The 21,400-nt window shown below is 51.2% G+C and carries 15 protein-coding genes; 4 read left to right on the top strand and 11 right to left on the bottom strand.

What is annotated here, in order from left to right:
* Positions 1–370: 370 nt before the first annotated feature.
* The 3 genes from DN748_RS05280 (at position 371) to DN748_RS05270 (ending at position 6,205) form a co-directional block, all read left to right on the top strand.
* A complete protein-coding gene (locus tag DN748_RS05280; protein WP_161554470.1) occupies positions 371–3,235 on the top strand; it encodes an MBG domain-containing protein in 2,865 nt (954 codons plus the stop codon).
* A 116-nt stretch (positions 3,236–3,351) separates the two neighbouring features.
* Positions 3,352–4,224 carry an outer membrane beta-barrel protein gene (locus tag DN748_RS05275; RefSeq protein ID WP_112370722.1) on the top strand — a complete coding sequence of 291 codons (873 nt, stop codon included), beginning with the start codon at positions 3,352–3,354 and terminating at the stop codon, positions 4,222–4,224.
* 166 nt (positions 4,225–4,390) lie between these two features.
* Positions 4,391–6,205 carry a tetratricopeptide repeat protein gene (locus DN748_RS05270; protein WP_112370721.1) on the top strand — a complete coding sequence of 605 codons (1,815 nt, stop codon included), beginning with the start codon at positions 4,391–4,393 and terminating at the stop codon, positions 6,203–6,205.
* Between the two features lie 20 nt (positions 6,206–6,225).
* On the opposite strand, the gene DN748_RS05265 is transcribed toward DN748_RS05270, so the two are convergent.
* From DN748_RS05265 to DN748_RS05255, 3 genes are all read right to left on the bottom strand, one after another.
* Positions 6,226–7,494 carry a sensor histidine kinase gene (locus DN748_RS05265; protein WP_161554469.1) on the bottom strand — a complete coding sequence of 423 codons (1,269 nt, stop codon included), beginning with the start codon at positions 7,492–7,494 and terminating at the stop codon, positions 6,226–6,228.
* A 2-nt stretch (positions 7,495–7,496) separates the two neighbouring features.
* Entirely contained in the window at positions 7,497–8,168 is a 672-nt protein-coding gene (locus DN748_RS05260) for a response regulator transcription factor (protein WP_112370719.1), read from the bottom strand.
* Between the two features lie 97 nt (positions 8,169–8,265).
* Positions 8,266–9,420, bottom strand: a complete 1,155-nt coding sequence (locus tag DN748_RS05255) for an alpha-hydroxy acid oxidase (protein WP_112370718.1) — start codon at positions 9,418–9,420, stop codon at positions 8,266–8,268.
* A 320-nt stretch (positions 9,421–9,740) separates the two neighbouring features.
* Between DN748_RS05255 and DN748_RS05250 the strand changes: the two genes are divergently transcribed.
* On the top strand, positions 9,741–10,280 hold the full coding sequence (locus tag DN748_RS05250; RefSeq protein ID WP_112370717.1) for a hypothetical protein: 540 nt from the start codon (positions 9,741–9,743) through the stop codon (positions 10,278–10,280).
* A gap of 87 nt (positions 10,281–10,367) precedes the next feature.
* Here the strand turns inward: DN748_RS05250 and DN748_RS05245 are convergent, their stop codons facing one another.
* The 8 genes from DN748_RS05245 to DN748_RS05210 form a co-directional block, all read right to left on the bottom strand.
* Positions 10,368–11,897 carry a TolC family protein gene (locus tag DN748_RS05245; protein WP_112370716.1) on the bottom strand — a complete coding sequence of 510 codons (1,530 nt, stop codon included), beginning with the start codon at positions 11,895–11,897 and terminating at the stop codon, positions 10,368–10,370.
* Positions 11,890–15,132, bottom strand: coding sequence for an efflux RND transporter permease subunit (locus tag DN748_RS05240; protein WP_112370715.1), 3,243 nt, complete (start codon positions 15,130–15,132; stop codon positions 11,890–11,892). The genes DN748_RS05245 and DN748_RS05240 overlap by 8 nt, the downstream gene beginning before the upstream one ends.
* A gap of 25 nt (positions 15,133–15,157) precedes the next feature.
* Positions 15,158–16,240 (bottom strand): efflux RND transporter periplasmic adaptor subunit, encoded by a 1,083-nt coding sequence (locus DN748_RS05235; protein WP_112370714.1) that lies wholly within the window; start codon positions 16,238–16,240, stop codon positions 15,158–15,160.
* A gap of 161 nt (positions 16,241–16,401) precedes the next feature.
* On the bottom strand, positions 16,402–16,824 hold the full coding sequence (locus tag DN748_RS05230; protein ID WP_112370713.1) for a hypothetical protein: 423 nt from the start codon (positions 16,822–16,824) through the stop codon (positions 16,402–16,404).
* Positions 16,825–17,028: 204 nt separating this feature from the next.
* Positions 17,029–18,606 carry a calcineurin-like phosphoesterase C-terminal domain-containing protein gene (locus DN748_RS05225; protein WP_112370822.1) on the bottom strand — a complete coding sequence of 526 codons (1,578 nt, stop codon included), beginning with the start codon at positions 18,604–18,606 and terminating at the stop codon, positions 17,029–17,031.
* A 151-nt stretch (positions 18,607–18,757) separates the two neighbouring features.
* On the bottom strand, positions 18,758–19,741 hold the full coding sequence (locus DN748_RS05220; protein WP_112370712.1) for a hypothetical protein: 984 nt from the start codon (positions 19,739–19,741) through the stop codon (positions 18,758–18,760).
* A gap of 12 nt (positions 19,742–19,753) precedes the next feature.
* Complete coding sequence (locus tag DN748_RS05215; RefSeq protein WP_112370711.1) at positions 19,754–20,716, bottom strand: DUF6175 family protein; 963 nt, start codon at positions 20,714–20,716, stop codon at positions 19,754–19,756.
* Positions 20,717–20,718: 2 nt separating this feature from the next.
* Positions 20,719–21,198 (bottom strand): hypothetical protein, encoded by a 480-nt coding sequence (locus tag DN748_RS05210; protein WP_112370710.1) that lies wholly within the window; start codon positions 21,196–21,198, stop codon positions 20,719–20,721.
* Between the last annotated feature and the right edge of the window lie 202 nt (positions 21,199–21,400).

Here is a 21,400-nt window from a genome sequence, read left to right as displayed (position 1 = left end):
AAAACAGCCAGTTGTTACGCTTTTGTTACGCTATTGATCACCGAATGTACCTTGTGTTTTTTTATCATTGCAGGTGTTGGAAAATGATACGGATTTTAACGGGACCGATCCATATCATATAAATCCTTGAAATGAAGTTACCGATATCCCTGACATCAGGAGATAAGTAACTGCTAAGAGCGCTAAATATAGATCGATGACATACCGCAAAATAGTATTCAGAAGTATTATCACATTACTGTTAATATGTTTATCCGGTTCCGGTCTTTATGCACAATCGTGCAGGGATTCACAAGTTCACTTTTCTAATCCTGTCCTTGGATATGACAAAACCTACACTGTTAATTATGCTCCGGCCCGGGAAATCCGGTTGGAATCCTTTACACCTGACGGGGGGTCTCTGGGAGAATCTCCGGGAAATTTAACAAGGAATGTAACCTATGAAAGCAGTAATACCCCGGTAGCAACCGTCTCAGGGGATAAATTAGAAATACAGGGAATAGGAACAAGTATCATTTCGGTTCATTATAATGATGATCCGGAAGATTGCCTCACTTATTTTACACTCGAGGTCGTTGTACCAAAACCGTCGGTAATCCTGAGTACGGACAGCCCTCAGGTAATTAGTGAACAGTTTTCCGTGACCGCGGTATATGACCAGGAGGTTACCGGATTTACTGCCGGTGATATGGTGGTAACCAATGCTGCCGTAAGCAACCTGCAGACCAGCGATAATAGAAAATATACATTTCTGGTAATACCTGTCTCCGATGGCGGGGTAACTGTTCAGGTACCTGCAGATGCAGCCGTTAATCAGGAAAATGATGGCAACACCGCTTCCAATACGTTAAGTTTTACCTACGATGGTACCGCGCCTGCCATAACTTCTGTTAGCGTGCCACCCGACGGTTACTATAGCATAGGGGATCTTCTCAGCTTTACCGTTCACTACGATGATCCGGTAATTGTAAACACCGGTGGAGATACCCCTTATATTGATATTATCATTGGCAGTACTACCCGTCGGGCGAACTATAGGGGTGGCAGTGGTTCTCATAGCCTGGCGTTCGGCTATACGGTGCAGGCCGGGGAAGAAGACACGGATGGTATTGATGCAGGCAGCGTCTTATCCCTTAATAATGGTATTATCCGGGATGAAGCCGGGAACAATGCCGGCCTTACCCTGCATGCTGTAGAAAATACCTCCGGTATACTGGTCGATGCATTGCCCCCCGAAGTTCCTTTAGGACTTGAGGCGACGTACGGAGATGGGGAGGTTGTACTGCACTGGGCTGCCAATACAGACAGCGATCTGGCGGGTTATAAAGTTTATGGTGGTACGGCAGCCGGGCAGGATAACTTGCTGGAAACAGTAAACGCACCACAAACATCGTTTACAGATAGGGGGCTTACCAATGGCACAGTCCATTACTACCGGATCTCGGCAGTGGATCATGTAGGAAATGAGGGAGGACAGACCACCGTGGTACAGGCCCGTCCCAAAGGGAGCCAGGTCATTACTTTCGACGTATTGACCGGGAGCACTTACGGCGATGCCCCATTTGCGTTAACCGCAACAGCCTCGTCCGGTCTGGATGTAAACTATGCCAGCAGCGATCCTTCCACGGCATCCGTTTCGGGGAATATACTCACCCTCCACAAGGCTGGAACAGTAGCGGTCACGGCAAGCCAGCCGGGCAATGATGTTTATGATGCAGCTCCCGCCGTAGTACAATCGCTGACCATAGCCAAAGCCGGATTAGTAGTCACCGCCGATAATAAAACCAAGGTCTATGGTGAAGCCGACCCGGAACTGACCTACACTACCGGTGGCTGGCAGGGCAGTGACGATAAAAACCTGCTCTCCGGCACATTGACCCGTGAACCGGGCGAAGACGCGGGAAGCTATGCCATTACCCGGGGAGACCTGTCTGCCGGCGCTAATTACGAGATCACTTTTACAGGTGCCGCTTTAGAGATCACCCCGGCGGATTTCGAAGGAATAACCTTTAAAGACGGCACTTTTACCTACGACGGTACGGCTCACTCCCTTTACGTATCGGGAACCCCTGCAGAAGCAACGGTCACGTATACGGGCAACGGACAGACCGATGCCGGCGTATATACGGTAGAAGCTCTGGTCACCCGGGCCAATTATAACACCCTGGGCTTAAGGGCTGAGCTGACCGTTGAAAAGGCACTGCAGGACATTACCTTTGCCCCGCTTCCGGACAAACTGCTGGAGACCAACAGTGATTTTCAGCTTCAGGCTACGGCGAGTTCCGGGCTTTCGGTACGCTATAGTTATACTTACGAGGGCTCGTCTGCCCCGGCCACGGTAAGCGAAGACGGGCGGGTGATCCTGCACCATTCGGGTACCATTGCCATTACTGCGGCCCAGGAGGGTAATGATAACTACCATCCCGCCACCCCGGTAAGGAGACAGTTGCAGATAGGCAGTGCCAATGCCGAAGTAGCCTCTATAGAACTCAACGGCGAACGTTTTTCCGGTCCCGGTCCCGAAACCGGCTATGTCATGGATTGCAGCAGTTTTGCCTCCCAGGTAGACGTGGTTGTCCAAACGGAAGATCCCGGGGCTGTGGTAAGCCCTTCGGCCCGGTTTACCATAGAGACACCTACCGCCGGCAGGTACAGCCGGGAAGTGGCCGTGACCTCTCAGGATGGCAGTACCACCCGTTATTACCGGGTTACGGTAGAGCGTATGTTTGCCTTCGGGGATATCGTGGAAGAGAAGTTCGGCAATGTATTACTGGTAAACAACAACCCGGCGACTAACGGAGGATACCGGTTTGTAACATACGAGTGGTTCAGAGACGGCAACAAGATAGGTGAGGGCCAGTATTATTCTGCCGGGGATACCCGTTCCGACCGCCTGGATCCCATGGCTTCATATAGCGTACGAATGACTACCGACAGCGGCGAGGTACTGAGTACCTGCGAAGGGCAGGTCACCCCTGCAGCCGCCGCAGAGATGAAAGCCTGGCCCAATCCTGTGCTTTCGGGCGAGTTGTTGCACGTCCTGGCCGATGTGCCGGAGGCCGAACTTTCGTCGGGGGTGTCGATAACGGTATACAACGGTAGCGGGCAACAGGTACTGCACACTACCCATAGTGAAAAGGAAACAGCAATATCGCTTCCACGGTTTCCCGGGGTCTACCTGGTACGCCTGCAAACCGGGCAGCGTAATAAGACCTTTAAGATCATTGTAGAATAAAACCATTTTAAAAAAGGCCCCCGGAGCAACAAATCGGAAATAGGTTTCTTGTTCCGGAATATACAACTGACGCTCCCGGGAGCCTTTTTAATCACATAGCACAACAGCATCAGATCATGAGAAATATCGCTTATCCCCGAAAACAACGGTCCATCCCTTTCTACCTGTTCCTCTGCCTTTTGTGTGTGGGTGGCCTGAATGCCCAGCATCATGAGGTGTCTGCCTCGGTATCAGGCCCTTTTCAGTCTTTGCGGTATGATGCCGGCCCGGGAGGTGTTTATCATGCCCGTGACGGGGCAGGTATCGGGGTGGCATACGGGTATAGGTTTAATGCAAACTGGAGCCTTCACACCGGGGTGAACTACCGGGAATACCGTTCTTCGGTAAGCTATGCCCGGCTTTCCGATGGCTATGAAGCCACAGACGAGGAAGGCGATGCCCTGGAATTCCGCTATACCCTGGAGGGGTACCGGGAACAACAGCATGCGAAGTATATACAGGTCCCGTTGCGGCTGCAGTACAGCAGCAGTGGTGCCGTGACCCGTTTTTACGCTTCGGCCGGGATAGGGATCGGGCTGTTGTCGGAAGCCGGGTACAGCAGTACCTACGACCGCCTTGCCACCAGTGGTTATTACCCGGAATGGGATGTGGAGTTGCACGGCCCTGCCTTTATGGGGTATGGCGACCAGGGTCCGGGCACAGCTTCCATACAGGACCTGGAGCTGGATACCTCTTACAGCCTGTTACTGGAAACAGGCATCCGCCAGCCCTTGGGCGGGGAGCACTGCCTTTACTTGGGGGTGTACCTGGACTACGGGCTCAATGACCTGCGCAAAGGGGACGCTTCGGGGTCTGTGATATCTTATGATGCGGCTTCCCCGCCTGACTTCGGTATGGTTTCGGCGTTCTCGGCGGCCAATACGGGGGCTGATGGTAACATACGAACTATAGGATATGGTATAAAACTGCGGTACGGGTTTATGTGGTAAAGCAGGATTTTGTTTCATGGACAGCCAGAAATAATGGCCGGATGCGATTTTTTAGAGATAAATCTCTTAAATTGTAGGGATTTTTATCATTAAAAAGAAATTCAGACCGTATAAGGATAAGGTAACTGGCTGAACAGATATGCTTTAATCCTGTAAGTGGCAGACCATGAAAAAAATCCCCCTGCTCTTCATAAGTATTATTATCGTTTTTATCGCCCATGCCCGGGACAGGAAGGCAGACCCGGACAGTATTCCCGTATTGTCTACTTCCGGTGAAAGGATACGCTATGTCAATCGCTTGCTGGAGAACGGCAGGCTGAACGACAAAGAAGAGTTTCGTCGTTTCCTGAAGCAGGCAGAAGATTTTGCGGAAACCTCCGGAGACGAGTTGCTGAAAAAGGAACTTGAATTCGTACGGAAAACAGCAAGGACGTATGCGGAGCAGAATGCGGAAAAGCGCCTGGAGGTATTCCGGGAAATTATCAGGGATTATCCCCCGGAGCACAGCCCTCTGTACCACGCGGTCTGCCTTCATTATATAGGGCAGAACGAATTTGTACTGGAACGGTACGGGGAAGCTTTCGGGAACCTGCTGAAAGCCCAGGAGATCTTTGAGCGTATAGGGCTCGAAAACGTACCCAATATAGGAAAATACCTGCACGACCTGGCGCTGGATTATTATTTTTTCAAAAACTACGATGAGGTGATCCGGTTTATGAAACAGTCTGTAGCACTTCCGCGTTTTAATGCCAACCTCGACATGCAGCGTTACAATACCCTGGGCATGGCTTACCTGAAGCAAAGCCGGTTGGACAGTGCCCGTATATACCTCGACACGGCCCTGCGTAAGGCCCTGCGTTACAAGGATTCGGTATGGGTCGGGATTACTTCCGGAAACCTGGGACAGGTCTTTTTCAGGAAAGAGGATTACGACCGGGCCTATACGTACTATAACGATTATTACAGGCTCAACCGCCATACTTATGACTACCCGGAGATCCCCATTGAAGCCTGTCTGCGGTTGGCGGCACTGTACATGGCCCTGGACTCCATGCCGCAGGCCCGTGATTTCATACGTCGCAGCAGGGAGTACCTGCCCAATCCCGAACTCTTCCGTTTCGGAGATCAGCAACGTTTTGAAATATCAAAGAAAGAGTATTACCGGACTCTCTACACCTACTATACCCGGCTACCCGATTACCGGAAGGCACTGGCCTATCACGATAGCCTTACCACTGCGGAAAAGCTGGAAACGGATACGTATAATTCGGCCCTTATAAAACTGACTGAAAACCAGTTACAACTTCGGGAACACGAAAGCAGGATAGCCCTGCAACAAAGGGAAAGCACCCGTTTGCGCCTGCGGTACGGAATTCTGATATTCGCCGTATTCCTGTTTGCCGTTATAGGGTTTACCCTTTACTATATGGTGCGTTTACGAAGGCGGAAGGAAAAGGAGGTGATGCTGGAACGGCAGCGTGTAACGGACCTGAAGAAGGAAAAAACGGAAGCGGAACTTCGGAAGGCAAGAGAAGACATTGACAGGTTTGTACGGCAGATGAATGAGAAGAATACATGGATAAACAGGATCACAGAAGAACTGGAACAGTTGAAGTTGCTCCATGCCGAAGAACAGCGGACACTGGATGCCACCATGTGCAAATTGAAAAAGGCCAGGATACTGACTGATGAGGACTGGATGGATTTCCGGAATTCTTTTGATACGGTTTTTCCGGAATTCAAAGAACGTATCAAATCAGGCTATCCTGCGCTGACCGATGCCGAACTTCGCTATCTTATGCTGCTGAGGCTGGAACTTGAACATAAGGAAATGGCCCTGGTACTGGGAGTATCTGCCGCCACCATACGGGTTACCTGGAACAGGGTGCGCAAAAAGCTGGGCGGAAGCCCCGGAGATACTCCGGAAACTATAATGCAACGTCTGGAACGGAATGGGAAATCCGGATCTCTTGCAGGATAGATAACCCGGAATATCCTGTCTTATTTGTGCAGCAGGAAACAGTGCCCCCGGTCGAAGCGGTATGAAACGGACAGGGGAGGGTACAGGCTGACGATAGATTGTACAATGGCCAGTCCCAGCCCGGTAGAATTCGGGTTTTGTTCGTCCTTGTAAAACCGGCGGAAGATCTTCTGCGGGTCCAGGGGCGTTTCACCGGAGTTATATATGGAGAGCTCCTTATCGGAAATACGAATGTTTACCGTGCCTTTTTCGGGATTGTGCACCATGGCATTTTTAAGGAGATTATTGAGCAGTATCACGGCCAGGTCACGGTTCATCTCCATCGTGAAGCTGCCGTTGTTTTCCGTAGAGACCAGGATGTTTTTATGGGAGCTGAGTATTTGCAGGTCGGCAAGGGACTCCTGCACCAGGTCGTTGAATACAACGGTTTCGGAAGCCTGAAACTGCCGGTTATCTATTCGCGACAGGGTAAGCAGCGAACGGTTGAGCCGTTTCATCCGATGCAGGGTCTGGTTTACGTCGTTGATCCTGACCAGCTGGTCTTCAGACAGGTCACCTTCGCCCATGATAAGTTCCAGCTTGTTGGCCGCAATGGCCAGCGGGGTCTGTAATTCGTGCGAAGCATTGGCTATAAACTGCTTTTGCTGGGTGTAAATGGTCTCGTTTCTCCGGGTCATGGCCCGGAGTTCGCCATACAGTTCGTCAAATTCCCTGACATCACCATACGGTTTTTCGAGTTCCTGGCCGCTGCCTATACGATAGCCCTGTAGCTGCCGGAGCAGGCGATAGAAAGGGGTCCAGGCTTTTCTGAGGATAAAATGATTGATGAGAATAATACTGCCTACCAGCGCCAGGTACAGCACCACCAGCGCCGTGAGCAGGTCTTCGAGGAGTTCGTCTTCTTCTACGGTAGACGTATAGATCTCCAGCTGGTAATACTGCCCGTTTTCCTTAAAAATGGATTGTAATACCCGTACCGGCTCATCGTCATCGTCATAGGGCATATACATCATGGAGTTGTAGATATGTGTTTTTTTGGAATAATCCCCGCCCGGGAGGGGAGTAAAGCGAAACTGGGCAATACCGTACTGCCCGGTTTCCAGCAGCTCGGGGCTGGCCTTGATCTCGCGGGTGATACGCAGTTTGCTGTCCTTGAGCCCGTCGTCTATATTGTCGTATACTTCTTCGATGATATACCAGTAAAAGAGCGCTGCCCACAGGGCGATCACGGCCAGGATGGCCACTACGAGGTACCGGAGGGTATAATTCTTGAGCGAACGCTTTTTCATGGTCATATCATTTTATACCCTACACCGTACACTGCCTGTATATCGGCATCAGCTCCTGCATTTCCGAGTTTTTTCCGGAGGTTCTTGATCTGTGAATACACAAAATCGAGGCTGTCGGCCTGGTCGGTATGGTCGCCCCAGACGTATTCGGCAATAGAGGTTTTGGTGATGAGGCGTTCGGGATTGGTCACGAAATAATAGAGCAGGTCAAATTCTTTCCGGTTGAGGGCCAGTTCCTGCCGGTCTACACGAACCGTCCTGTTTTCGGGATCTACCAGGATATTGCGCCAGGTAATATGTTGCTCCCCGTGCTGTTTCCTCCGCCGTATGGCCGATTTTACCCGGGCGTTGAGCTCGGCCAGGTGAAAAGGCTTTGCGAGGTAATCATCGGCCCCGAGATCGAGCCCCAGGACCTTGTCGTCTACGGCATCACGGGCCGAGATAATGATCACGGCATCCTTTTTCTTCAGCTTTTTTATTTCGGACAACAGGTCCAGCCCGTCCCCGCCGGGCAGCATCAGGTCGAGGAGTATGCAGTCGTACTCGTAACCTACGATCTTGTCCAGGGCACTGTGAAAGTCGGAAGCCGATTCCACGAGGTAGTTTTCCTTTTCCAGCGCGGTTTGCATCACCCCGACCAGTTCTTTCTCGTCTTCGATGATCAGAATCTTCATAGTGCTAATTTAGGCAAATTACGGCGGTAAAGGTATTACCGGAATTGGGAAAGATTTAGGAAAGTGCCCAAACCTGTAACCAGCAACCAAATCTGCCCTATCCCTTTTTCACGATATATTTCCGGAGGTCGTGTATGTTTTCACAACACAGCTGTTCCAGAACCTGCTGCAACTGCATTTTCAGCATGGCGATGGTATGGTCGCCTCCCTTGCTGCCGAGGGCACCCACACCGTACATGAACGACCTTCCGAGAAACCCGAATTCGGCACCGCTGCCCAGTACCCGGGCTATATCGGGACCGGTACGTATGCCGCTGTCCAGCATCACGGTGATCTGGTCCCGGTATCTCTTGACGATCTCTGTCAGGGGCTTTATGGTAGATTCCCCGGCATCGAGCTGGCGCCCGCCGTGGTTGGAAACAATAATACCGTCAAACCCCAGCCGTATGGCTTCTTCGGCATCTTCGCAGGAAGCCACACCTTTGAGTACCAGTTTGCCCTTCCACATATCGCGTATGGGTTTTATCTTTTCGGTATTCAATGTTCCGGAAAAGGTGGCATCCATCCATTTCCCGAGCTGTTTTATGCTCATGCCTTTTTCCATGTACTTCTGCATGGTGGCAAAGTTGGGGGCTCCGTGTTTCAGGGTCTGCAGGGCCCAGGCGGGTTTGCCCAGTACCTGCAGTACATTGCGGAAATTGACCTGCGGCGGCATGGCCAGTCCGTTCCTGATCTCCTTGGAGCGGTATCCGAAGGTAGGCACATCGCACAAGACTACCAGCACGGGGCACTGTGCGGCTTCGGCCCTTTGAATGATGTCGTCCCGGAGCCAGTCTTCGGTAGGATGATAGAGCTGAAACCACGCCCTGCCTTCGGTGAGCTCGCTGGCCCGTTCTATACTGGTGGTGGTTACGGTACTCAGGATAAAGGGAATATTGTGCTTCAGGGAGGCTTTGGCCAGGATCTCCGGCGCATTGGGCCACATAAGCCCCTGGAGGCCTATGGGGGATATCCCGAACGGCGCATCGTAGGATATGCCCATGAGTTCGGTGTGCAAACGGGCATGGCTGTAATTTTTCAGGTACCGGGGCCTGAACTGTACTTCACGGATCTCCGCGGTGTTGCGCACCATATTGATATTCTCGTTGCATCCGCCGTCGAGGTATTCGAAGGCAAAACCGGGCATACGTTGTTTTGCACGCTCCCGGAGTATCTCTATTGAAGGGTACCTGGTGTCAAAGGGAAAAGCCATAATAGAAAGGTTATGATCGTCAAAAAAAAATGAATATCTGCGAATTTAAAAAACACTTTTCAGGCAGTGTCCTAAAATTGCCGGTAAATTTAATGCTTTAATCTTTTACGACTATCCCGTAGTGTACTGTATCACGGGTAAAGCGCGGAGAACGACGGGCTACGGGAAAAGATGAGGTTTATCACTATGCAGGAACCGGGGCCTGTGAACAAAATACCCTGGTCAGGATGATATTTCCGGATTTTAATCTTTAAATTCCCCTGTCTTTTTTAAGGCAGGAACTGCGAATTGATAAAAGAGGTTTTACCGTTAACCCGAACATGATGATCACCGTAGAAAAAAGAGAATTCTCTTATAAAATGGGGCTGGTTTCCAATTATTTGGCCATAATTTCCGGAGTACTCGGGTTGGGACTGATAGGTTATTCGCTCTTTAACAGGATGGAGGACATCCGTATAAAGTATCTGGTGATAGACCTTCTTTTTCCATTGACTAACGGCATTTTTATCCTGGCGGGGTTGTTGCTGTTGTGGTATACCTGCAGATCGTTCATGACGATTAAGGTAAATAACATGCACGGGGGTATTATCGTACTGGATAATGAAGGGATCACATTTAATCACGTTAAGGGAACGGGTGGTATGCGCACTACCAGGTCTTATACCACCATATCTATGATAAGCCTGCAAAGGCAGCCGAAATACCGGGCCGGCATTCAGGACGGCGCTGTACTGGAGGTAGCCTTTACCGATGGACTGAAAGCGCGGTTTGATATGGAATATTTCAGCTCGGAGGAGGAATTCCAGACTTTTGTGGCGATACTGGAAGAGAAAAGCCCGGATAAGGTATTTGCCGGGTGATGGTATTCGGGGAGTTCAGGAATACTAATAAACCTCCCGGAACTTCGGTCCGGGAGGTTATATATCAGTAACAAAAGAAGGTCTCTGTTATTGCCACCCTCCGCCCAGTGCCCGGTAAACATCTACCATTGCACTCATCTGCTGCATTTTGGTTTCCACGAGTTCGAACCGTGATTCCAGGGCGTCCCTTTGTGTCATCAATACCTCCATATAATCGGCCCTGGCCGATTTGAAAAGGGTGTTTGAAATATCTATGGACTTGTTAAGTGCCTCTACCTCTTTCGATTTCAGTTCGTAACTCCGCCCGATATTATCGATCTTGGCCAGCTGATTCGCCACTTCAATATAGGCCGTAAGCAGGGTGCGTTCGTAATTGTAAACGGCCTGTATCTGCCGGGCATTGGCGCTGTAATAAGTGGCCTTGATCTCATTCCTGTTGATCAGCGGGGCCGTAATATCCCCTGCCACCGAATACAACAGGGATTCGGGAGTACGGAGCAGGTATTTCGGGTTAAAGGCCTGGTACCCGATACTTGCGGAAATCCCGAGCGACGGATAGAACCTTGCCCGGGCTACCTTTACATCCAGTCTGGAAGCAGCCAGTTCCAGTTCCGCCTGCCGGATGTCGGGGCGGTTTTCAAGCAGGTCGGCGGGCAACCCGGAATGTATGTCATCGATATCCAGTCTGGAAAAGGTTTCTGCATTTCGCTTTACGGGCTGCGGATAACGCCCGGCCAGGAAATTGATGCGGTTTTCGGTTTCCGTTATCTTTTGCCGGAGGTCGTATTCCAGGCTGCGCGTATGCAGCACTTCGGCCTCAAACTTCTGAACAGCCAGCTCGGTAACCCTCGCGGCTTCTTTTTGCAGTTTTACGATCCTGAGGGCATTGGTCTGTATGTCGATATTCTGCCTTACGATCTCCAGCTGGTTGTCGAGTGCAAGCAATTCGTAATAGGAATCTGCGATCTCGGCGATCAGGTTGGTCACCACAAAATTCTTGCCCTCTACCGAAGACAGGTACCTGCTCACGGCGGCCTTTTTGGCGTTGTGGAGTTTGTTCCAGATATCCAGTTCCCAGGTGGCACGGGCCCCGATAATATAATCGGGAAGGGGTTCCGGCATTTCCTTTCCGGGCTTTATGTCGGTAGTGGCCTCACTGGCCCCCAGGCTGGTATACCGGGCTTTTTTGTCCAGTCCGGCGCCCCCGCCGAGTCCTATAAAGGGGAGGTATTCCCCTTTTCGTGCCCTGACTTCGCTTTTGGCAATTTCCAGCTCCTGGAGGGTAATGTTCAGTTCCTGGTTGTTTTTTAGTGCCGTGGCGATCAGGCTGTCCAGGTACGGGTCTGAAAAATAGTCTTTCCACCTTATCTTCGCTGCATTCAAAGTATCTGCCCGTTGTTGTGCATACGCCACCGGTACGGTAGTGTCTTCCTGTACGGTTTCCAGCGTGGGCACACAGGAATGCAGCGTGGCCAGTGCAAAACCGATCAGGGCTGTTCTGATCACCGGGTGAGCCCTGAAATGCGCCGACACCTGCTTCGATACGGTTTTTTGCTTGTTCCGCCTGATGTCGCCCGGACCGGTCCCGGAGTTGCCAACTGTATGATTTTTATTCATCGTCTGATCTTTTCATTAATTTTTTCAAAAGCTTGTTCATCTTGTTGATCCTGGCCTGCAGTTTGCTTTCGCCCTCGCTGATCCTCATAAATTCTTCCGAAACCGGTTCGGTATCCTCGTCCCTGATCAGTTCCCTGCCGTCCGACATTTTTGCAAAGACATAGTACAGGCCCGGAATGACCAATACCCCGAGTATGGTACCTATCAGCATTCCTCCCAGGGCCGAACCGCCTATGGTCCTGTTCCCTATGGCGCCTGCCCCTGTGGCCACGACCAGCGGGATAAGCCCGGCAACGAAAGCAAACGACGTCATCAGTATGGGCCTGAACCTTACCCTGGCCCCTTCGATGGCTGCCTCTATAATGGAGGCTCCCTGTCGCCGTTTCTGGACTGCAAACTCTACGATCAGTACCGCGTTCTTACCTAAGAGGCCGACCAGCATGATCACCCCGATCTGGGCGTAGACATCGTTTGCCAGCCCCATCATTTTCAAGAGCAGGAACGAACCGAAAACACCCACGGGTAGTGAAAGGATCACCGCCAGGGGCAGCATAAGGCTTTCATACTGGGCGGCGAGTACCAGGTATACGAAAACAAGCACGATGGCAAAGATGTATACAGACTCGCTTCCGCGGGATGCCTCGTCGTAGGAAAGTCCTTCCCAGGCGATGTCATACCCCCTCGGGAGCGTTTGTGCAGCTACCTCTTTAATAGCATTGATGGCATCTCCCGAGGTAAACCCGGCTGCCGGAAGCCCCCTGATAGCGGCCGAATTATACAGGTTGTACCGGGTGATCTCGTTGGGCCCCAGTTTCTTTTCCATGGTCATAAAGGCAGAATAGGGCACCATGTCCCCCTCTTCATTCTTGACATAGAGCTTTTCCAGGTCGGAAGGCATCCCCCGGTATTCCGGTGCTGCCTGGGTATAGACTTTAAAAAACCTGCCGTATTTAATAAATCCCTGTTCATAGGTACTGCCGATCAGTATATTGAGGTTTTCCATAGCCTTGCCGATGGAGACTCCTTTCTGCATGGCGGCCTTGTTGTTGATCTTCAGTTCGTACTGCGGGTAATTTGCCGCAAAGAAGGTAAACAGCCCGGTGATCTCCTTACGTTGTCTCAGTGCGTCCATAAACTGGTCGTTGACTTTTTCAAATTCGTGGAAATCGGTGCCGTTGGTCTTGTCGAGCAGGCGCATGGAGAAACCTCCCGAAGATCCGAAACCGGGTACGGCCGGGGGTTCGAAATATTCTATAATGGCCCCGAGGTCCCTGGTCTCTTCTTCCAGTTCTTCCATGATCTCGTGAACGCTGTGTTCCCGTTCTGCCCAGGGTTTCAGGTTAATGAGACAGGTCCCGGCATTGGAACCCCGCCCTTCGGTCATGATCTCATACCCTGCCAGTGAAGATACCGACTGCACCCCTTCTGTCTCTTCACAGATCTTCTGCAGTTTCCGGGCTACTTCATTGGTGCGTTCCAGTGTGGCTCCGGGAGGGGTTTGTATAATGGCATAGATCATGCCCTGGTCTTCATTCGGGATAAACCCGGCCGGCAGTACCTGGTTGGTAAGAAAGATCCCGACGCAGAAAGCTATAAGCATCCCGAAGGTGATGACTCTCCGGTTCACGATCAGTTTCAGCACATTGACATACTTCCCGGTGAGAACGTCAAACCTGCTGTTGAACCAGTCGATAAACCGGTCTACCGGGGACCTTCTCCCGGCTTTTCCGTGCTTGTTTTTCAGCAGCATGGCGCACAGTACCGGGGTAAGGGTAAGGGCGACCACCGCAGACAGGATAATGGCTCCTGCCATGGTGATCGAGAACTGGCGGTAAAAGACCCCTACGGGCCCGGTCATGAACGAAATGGGGATAAATACCGATACCATGACCAGTGTAATGGCCACGATAGCTCCCCCGATTTCTCCCAATACGGCATAGGAAGCCTTATAGGGCGACAGGTTCTCCTCTTCCATCTTGACGTGAACCCCTTCTACCACTACAATGGCATTGTCCACCACAATACCGATGGCCAGTACCAGGGCAAACAAGGTGATCAGGTTGATGGAAAGCCCGAACAGCTGCATGATAAAGAAGGTACCTATCAGGGATACGGGCACGGCTATAATGGGAATAATGGTAGAGCGCCAGTCTCCCAGAAAGAGGAATACGACAATGGCTACCAGGATAAAGGCATCTCTCAGCGTGTGCAATACCTGGTCTATAGAGGCATCGAGGAAGTTGGATACATCATAACCTATCTGGTAATCCACCCCGGGGGGCAGGTCTTCTTCCAGTTCCTTCAGTTTGGTCTTGACGGCTTTGATCACATCACTACCGTTACTTCCGAAGGTCTGCTTCAGGACGATGGAGGCTGAGGGGTTGCCGTCGAGGTTGGAGTAAATATCAAAGAACTCACTCCCCAGTTCCACATCGGCCACGTCCCTGAGCTTTAATATTTCACCGTCTTCCTTGGCCCGGATAATGATGTTCTTATAATCTTCGGGTTCGTTATACCTTCCCTGGTATACGAGAACGTATTCGAGGGCCTGGGGCTTTTTCCCCGAACTTCGGCCCAGCCGCCCCGGGCGTGCGATGATGCTTTGCTCGTCCATGGCCTCCAGCACCTCTTCGGCAGAGACCTTATAGGCCCTCATACGATCGGGTTTCAGCCAGACCCTCATCGCGTATTTCCGGCTCCCGAGTATCTGTGCACTGGCGATACCGTTGATACGCTGTATTTCAGGTACTATTTTGGTGTATGCATAGTTGTAGAGAAACTTCTCGTCGTTGTGTTTTTCCTTACTGTATAGGTTCACATACATCAGCATACTGGGCTGTACCGGCGTGATCACGACACCTTCCCGCTGCACGAGTTCCGGTAGCAGCGGCATCACCTGGTCTACCCGGGTCTTGACGCGGACTACCGCCTGGTTGGGGTCGGTACCCGGTTCGAAAATGATACGAAGGGTCCCTTCCCCGGCACTGGTAGCATCCGAAGCGATATACCGCATGCCCTGAACGCCGTTGATGGAGGTTTCCAGGGGGATAAGGGTCGATTTTACCAGTACATCCGCACTGGCCCCGGGATAGGCTATAAAGATATTGACCGTGGTGGGGGCTATTTGCGGAAACTGCGATATGGGAAGCTGTTTTATGGCCAGTAAACCGACAAAAACAATCACTACCGATATGACAATGGCCAATACCGGTCTCTTAATAAATTTGGCAAACATTTTACGCTGTTTTTATGGGTTTTAATTACTCTGCATACATATCCAGGCTCGCTATCACCTCTTTTGGCTTCTCCATTTGATAGGCGATCTTTTCACCGTTTTTCACCATGCGTATGCCTTCCAGCAATATCTTGTCGTTTACAGACAGGCCGGTATCCACAACAAACAGGTGTGGCAATTCTGCCTTAACGGTGATCTCCCTCTGCTTTACAAGACCGTCGTCGCCTACGACGAAAACAAACTTTTTGCTCAGGATCTCAAAGGTGGCTTTCTGCGGTATGATCACGGCGTCTTTATAAGGTACCTTCATCAGGATACTTCCCGTTTCGCCATGCCGCAGCAGGCCTTTGGGGTTGGGGAAGGTGGCCCGGAAAGGAATATTCCCGGTCTCGTTGTCGAAATCGGCCTCTATGGTTTCCACGATCCCGGGATTTTCGAAAAGGCGGTTGTTGGCCATCAGGAGATTTACGGCAGTGGGTTCGTCCGGCCTGGCCTTTGACATATAGTCGAGGTATTCGGCTTCGGGAACGTTGTAGTATACCCACATCTTGCTGTTGTCTGACAGGTTGCAGAGCAGTTCCCCTTCTTCGAGATAACTGCCCTGCCTGACATGAAAACGGTCGATGATCCCGTCGTAGGGCGCCCTGATCTCGGTAAACTGCAGGTGTACCCTGGAGAGCTCCATTTCTGCCTTTGCTTTGTCCAGCCTGGCCCTGGCCATGGCCAGTTCGTTGGGGGCCACCACATCGCTGTCTGCCAGTTTCTTGGTGTTCAGGTACTCGATCTCCGCAAGATCGGCTTCGGCTTTTGCCTTTTGCAGTTCCGCATTGTACAGGTTGGGCATGATACGGAACAGCAACTGTCCCTTTTTTACGGATTGCCCCTCGTCCACATAGATGTCCTGCAGGTACCCTTTTTCCTGTGCCCGTAATTCGATATGCCGGAACGACTGGATCTGTGATACATAGTCTTGTGTGGTCAGGGTATCCTTTTTCAGGGGAGTGGTGACCAGGTACTTTACTTCTTCTTTTTCGTGCTTCTTTTCAGAATTACAACCGGTGAGGCACAGCAGGGCGCACAGCCCCGTGAGCGTGAGAGTGTTCTTCATCACAATGTTTAATTAGATTTTGAGTTAATGGCACCCCGGGAAGGAATATGTATCTATGGCGCTGAATGTCCATATCATACCTAAACCTTCTGCGGGCCTGATAATAAAGTGAAATGGAATATAGGGCCCGGAAAGGGCCTGTACTGGTTACAGGGTTTCAATCAGATCCTGAATACCCTGAATTTGATATACAGTGGAAAATGGGTTTTATAAACGGAAAAGTGTTTTCCGGAAGCTACGCGGTGCCTTGTATAGGGCAGGAAGAAACCGGTAAGCAGGGCGTAGTACAGCGGAACGAGAGGATGCTCTCCTTCCGAATGCTTTTTCAGGGAGATGAGCTCGCTGTATTCTTCTTCGAGATCTCTCTCCTCGGTCTTGTGATTGTGATGATGCTCCCTGGAAGAAAAAGTTCTCAGTACGCAATGAAAGGCCTGGTCCGTATGGCTGAAATTACTATACCTGGCGGCATGGTCGGATGCGGTGATGGAACAGGGGAGTGAAGGAACTGCCTGGGCATGCGAATGGGAACCCGCACCCAGGAGTATGATATATAGCGATACAAAAAGTTTAAGCAGTAATTTCATATCGGCTTCAAAACTACATAAACTTCTTTTTCATCACAAGAACGGAACAGGGAAATCGATGCAATTTGTATAAACTTTATTTTCGGAACGTTATTTTTAAGATAATTTTAGAATTTGGGGGTATTAGGTTGTGAAGTTATTGGGTTATTAGGTTATTGAGCTATTGCCTGAATAACCCAACCTAATAACCCAATAACCTATTTATCAGTCCTGCCCGACAGGTTCGGCAAGCTCATAGCTGCTTTCTCCCTTATGGGTTCTGCCGTGTATATCTTTTACCCTTACTTCTATTTTGTGTATTCCGGTATCCAGGTTGGTAGGGATGCTTCCCCGCCATAGGTGGGTGCTGATCACCGGGTTGGACGACCGCCTTCCGGGAAAGAGTTCCCCGGTGGTGTCCCATTCGTATACCTGCTGTACATAAGAAGGATCGGGTTCCTGAACATATTTCATGGGTCTCCACCTGCCCTGGCCGATGCGGTATTCTACGGTGTCGTTTTCACTGCCCATAAAATAGTTTACATATATCCCGGCAGATGTTTTCCGTCCTTTGGCTACCACTTTCGGGGCAAAAATATTCATTTGATGTGTATCGGGAGCGCCGGCCACCTTGTAATCCAGAGTGTACTCATTGCCGTTAAAATGTATGAAAGCATACCCTTTCGGGGTACCGTCCCTCATGGTGGAGACCGGTATGCCCTTGTCATTGAGTTTCCCTGAATACCAGTCGCCCGAAGTGGTACCGACATTATAGCTGTGATGTGGTTTTGTTCCGGTCCAGCCGTCTTCCTTACCGAAAAAGTCCTGTTTCTGCAGGTGGGTATGGGCCGACAGTGACAGGGTGTGGGGAAAATCTGCCAGGATGTCGAATAACCGCTGCCGGTCCTCATCGCGGAAAGCATCGCCTCCGGGCTCGCTGAGCGGGATGTGGAAGGCCAGTACGATAAGGTGGTCTTTGGGAACGTATTTCAGGTCGTTCTCTACAAAGTCGAGCTGGTCTTTTCGAAACCCTCCCCAGTATCCCTTACCGTCCCTGGGGTCGGGGTACAATATATCGTCGAGAATGATAAAGTGAACTTTTCCGTAATTGAACGCGTAGTTGTTCGGGCCGAAGGCGGACTCGTAAGTTTCATCAGAATGGCGGTCTTCTCCGGCATCAAAATCCATATCGTGATTTCCCATTACGTTATACCACGGAATGCCTATTCTGGATATGGCTTCCGCGTAGGGGGCAAACAGGTCGAGGTCATTGCCTACGAGATCGCCCAGGCTTATTCCCAGGGGAATGTTTTCTATGCCTTCTACCTCGGCCACGATACCCCGGTAGAAATAATCGATTTCCTCCTTGTTGTATGCCTGGGGGTCCCCGAAAACCAGGGCGGTGAACGCTTCAGCTTCGTCTGAAGCATACAGCGGAAAGTTCACATGCCGGGGCAGCTTGCCGGTAGGGGCCACTCCCTTGTATTTCAGGTCCGGTGACCCCCCGGGTTTGTGAATACGGTAGAATTGCGGTAAGTTCTTGTCGTTTAGCGGCAGGGTGTAACCGGAGGGTTTGACGACGGCAATGATCTGGTCGTCGTTTTCCGGGAGTTCATAATATCCTTTGGCATCGGTTTGTACCACCTCGATACCGTTGGTTACGGAAACTTCGGGGATACCCTTTTCCGAACGTTCTTTCTTACCGTTGCGGTTGCTGTCCTCATAGACATAACCTTTGACCTGAGCCGATAATGTCATGCAGAGGCCCAGTGCTCCGAGGGTGAGCAATGCTGTTTTTTTCATGGGTGAGTTTTTTACAAAAAAAGGAAAAAACGGCAACCCGGATATTAATTTAAAGTAAAATATACTATTTTTTCTATAGTTGTGAAGTGTAAAACAAATGGTCCGGCCTCCCTATCGAATACCTGTGGCCGGACCTTGTAAGGGACAGGTGTTACCACCAGTCCCTGATGTTATAGGACATATGTTGCGGCTGGTTCCTGGCACGTTCGAGGGAGATCTCCCGGTATGATTTCAGTCCCTGCATATCTACCTGTGTACGGTTGTCTTCCTGTTTGAGGATAAAATTCCATTCCCTGTTATCCACCTGCTCCACTCTTCTCCTGACTTCGCCGGCAAAGGTCCTTACTTCTCCGTAACAGGCTGCATTCGGGTCTATCTGGTTGAGGTATGCCGCGGCTTCCGTAGCGGCATTATAGTCCTGCCCGGCATTCCACGTATTTCTGGCCTGGTTGAGCAGTACCTTACAGTCGTAATCGATCTTTTGTCTGTACAACGGGGCGGTCATGTCGAGGGCCTGGTTGTAGCAATCCCGGGCGGTTTCCGGAACAGACATGAGCTGTGCCAGCGCTTCGTCGTACCTGTTCTGCCCGGCGAGGGCTTCGGCTTCCTTCAGTATAAAATCGCATTCCGTATTGTAGTATTCCAGGATACGGTTTTTGGCATTGGCCAGAAGGGCATTCACCTGCGGGGCATCCGCCCGTATGTTCCTGAGCGCTGCAATATAGGCCTTGGTCTCGGTTTTTCCGACGCCTTTAACGGTAATGGCGGTCTGCCCGAACTTCTTCCCGCTGATACCGTCGCCGACAAAAATGGCAACTTCCAGGGTGAGCAATACCTTGGGCGGGGCGGCGGTCACTACGTGCTTGTCCAGCACAGAAATGTTGGGTGTAATGATAAACCTCGGAAAATACCCGCCCGAGTCTCCCAGGCCATTGGCCGTTACCACCTGTGCAAGGCGGCTCTGAAGCTGGTTTGCCGCTGATGGCGGCAGGTAATCTACCTGGTCGGAGACATAGGCGGCAATAGCGATACGCCCTGTATCATCCAGTTTTCCCATGGTGTTCTGTGCATGGGAAAAGTGCATAAATAAGATACAGGCGGAACAAAATAACAGATGTATAGCGTATTTTTTCATGATCTTGGTGTTTTATTTGCTGCCCAGAAAAATCGTGGCTTCACCCAGGCCCCTGGTGGTTAATTTGTTTTCTATGTTGTAGGGAGCCCCCTGGAGGAATTTGCTCAGCTCACTGGCAAACCTCCGGGTGTCCATGGCTCTCTGGCGTCCGTTGCGCTCAAAGAACATCGGGATGCGTACCTGCTCGAACAGCATGGTGTTTTCGGTGGCATCGGTGGTGGAGAACCGTCCCTGGACCGTATTGTCGGCCATCCAGTCTTCTATGATAAACCCGAGCTCTTCGGCATCGGGGCCAAAGGTGGTTTCCAGGTCGTCCTGCCAGTCGTCCCAGCGCTTGATCCTGATGGTCACCTCACGGCCGTTCTCGAACAGGTCGTCAAAGTGATCCTGCAGGGTATTGGCAAAAGGGCCGATATAGGATTGTACGGCCTCTTCGAGCAGTACGGGCAGTTCGGCAGAGAAGGAAGGAGCCCCGGTACCGGCAGCGGTGGCCACCTGTTTGTTGGAATAGGCATCCAGCCCCTGCAGGTTAAAGGTGACCGATTTTTTCGGGCCGGTCTGGTTTACCGACCAGGTGAGTTGCAGGACAATATCGGCCTTGGCCTGGTCGAGTATCTGGTCTACGGGACTTTCGGCCACATCGGCCCCGGACGATTTTGAACTCCTGGCGGCATCGAGGGCACTGTTCAGTTCCCTGCTCTTGATGACGGTTTCCATGTTCTTGAGGGGGAATCCCCTTTCGGCCATAAGCCCGTTGAGCTTGCTTACCACGAGCAGCAGATCGGCACTTTCCTGGAAGGCCCGCTTGTAGTCGGGAATGACCTCGAGCGCCCCCTGGTTGTCAAATTCCAGGCTGTACCCGCGGCTGATACACCAGTTGTCGCTGGGCACGACCATAAGGGTAGGTTTCTTGGCCTGGGAATGGGCGAGGAGAACGGTCAGGACCCCGAGGGCAGTGGATAGTATTTTCTTCATGATTATCGTATTATGTGATCGTTTTGCAAATGGTTCCGCAATCTTTCCACATCGATGGCGGCCAGGAATTCAAATGCTGTTTTTCCCTTGTTTTTCAGTTTTTTGCGGGGGAGCTTGTCTCCGGTCAGGGTGATGAATTGTCTGTAATCCCCGTTTTCACCATAGAATTCCCGGAAGTAGCCCTTATAGGTCTCCCTGGCATTGGGGTCGGAGATAAGGGGAGACTGGTTGCAGTCGCTGTTGCCGTTCCTGATGCCTTTGAACAGCACGTCGTTTACGGCATTGACCAGGGCATTTTCGGTAGCCTGGCGCAGGTCCAGCCCCGTACCCCTGGTTTTTACAATATGGGTGCCGTCCGGGTTTACGGTAACGCATTCGGTATCGTACCGGTAATAGCCCGAGATGCTCTCCACACTCCTGCAGGAGAGGACACAGACCACTGCGGAGGCACAGAGCAGTTGGAACAGTATTCTTTGCTTCATTTTAATAGTTTGTTAGTTTATTAGTTGTTAGTTGTTAGTTCGTTGGCCGGAGATCCCTCGACTGCGCTCGGGATGACATTCCCCTGTCATTCAGAACGCAGCGCAGCGGAGTGAACCTGCCTGCCGGCAGGCAGGGAATCTCCAACCCGGCCCAAAGAACCTCCGACAGCATAACGGCTCAAAAGAGATTTAACCGCGTTGA

It is taken from the genome of Sinomicrobium soli, from assembly GCF_003285545.1.
Classification (GTDB): Bacteria; Bacteroidota; Bacteroidia; order Flavobacteriales; family Flavobacteriaceae; genus Sinomicrobium.
The sequence above is the reverse complement of the archived record's forward strand: the minus strand, read 5'-3'. Positions and strand labels throughout refer to the sequence as shown.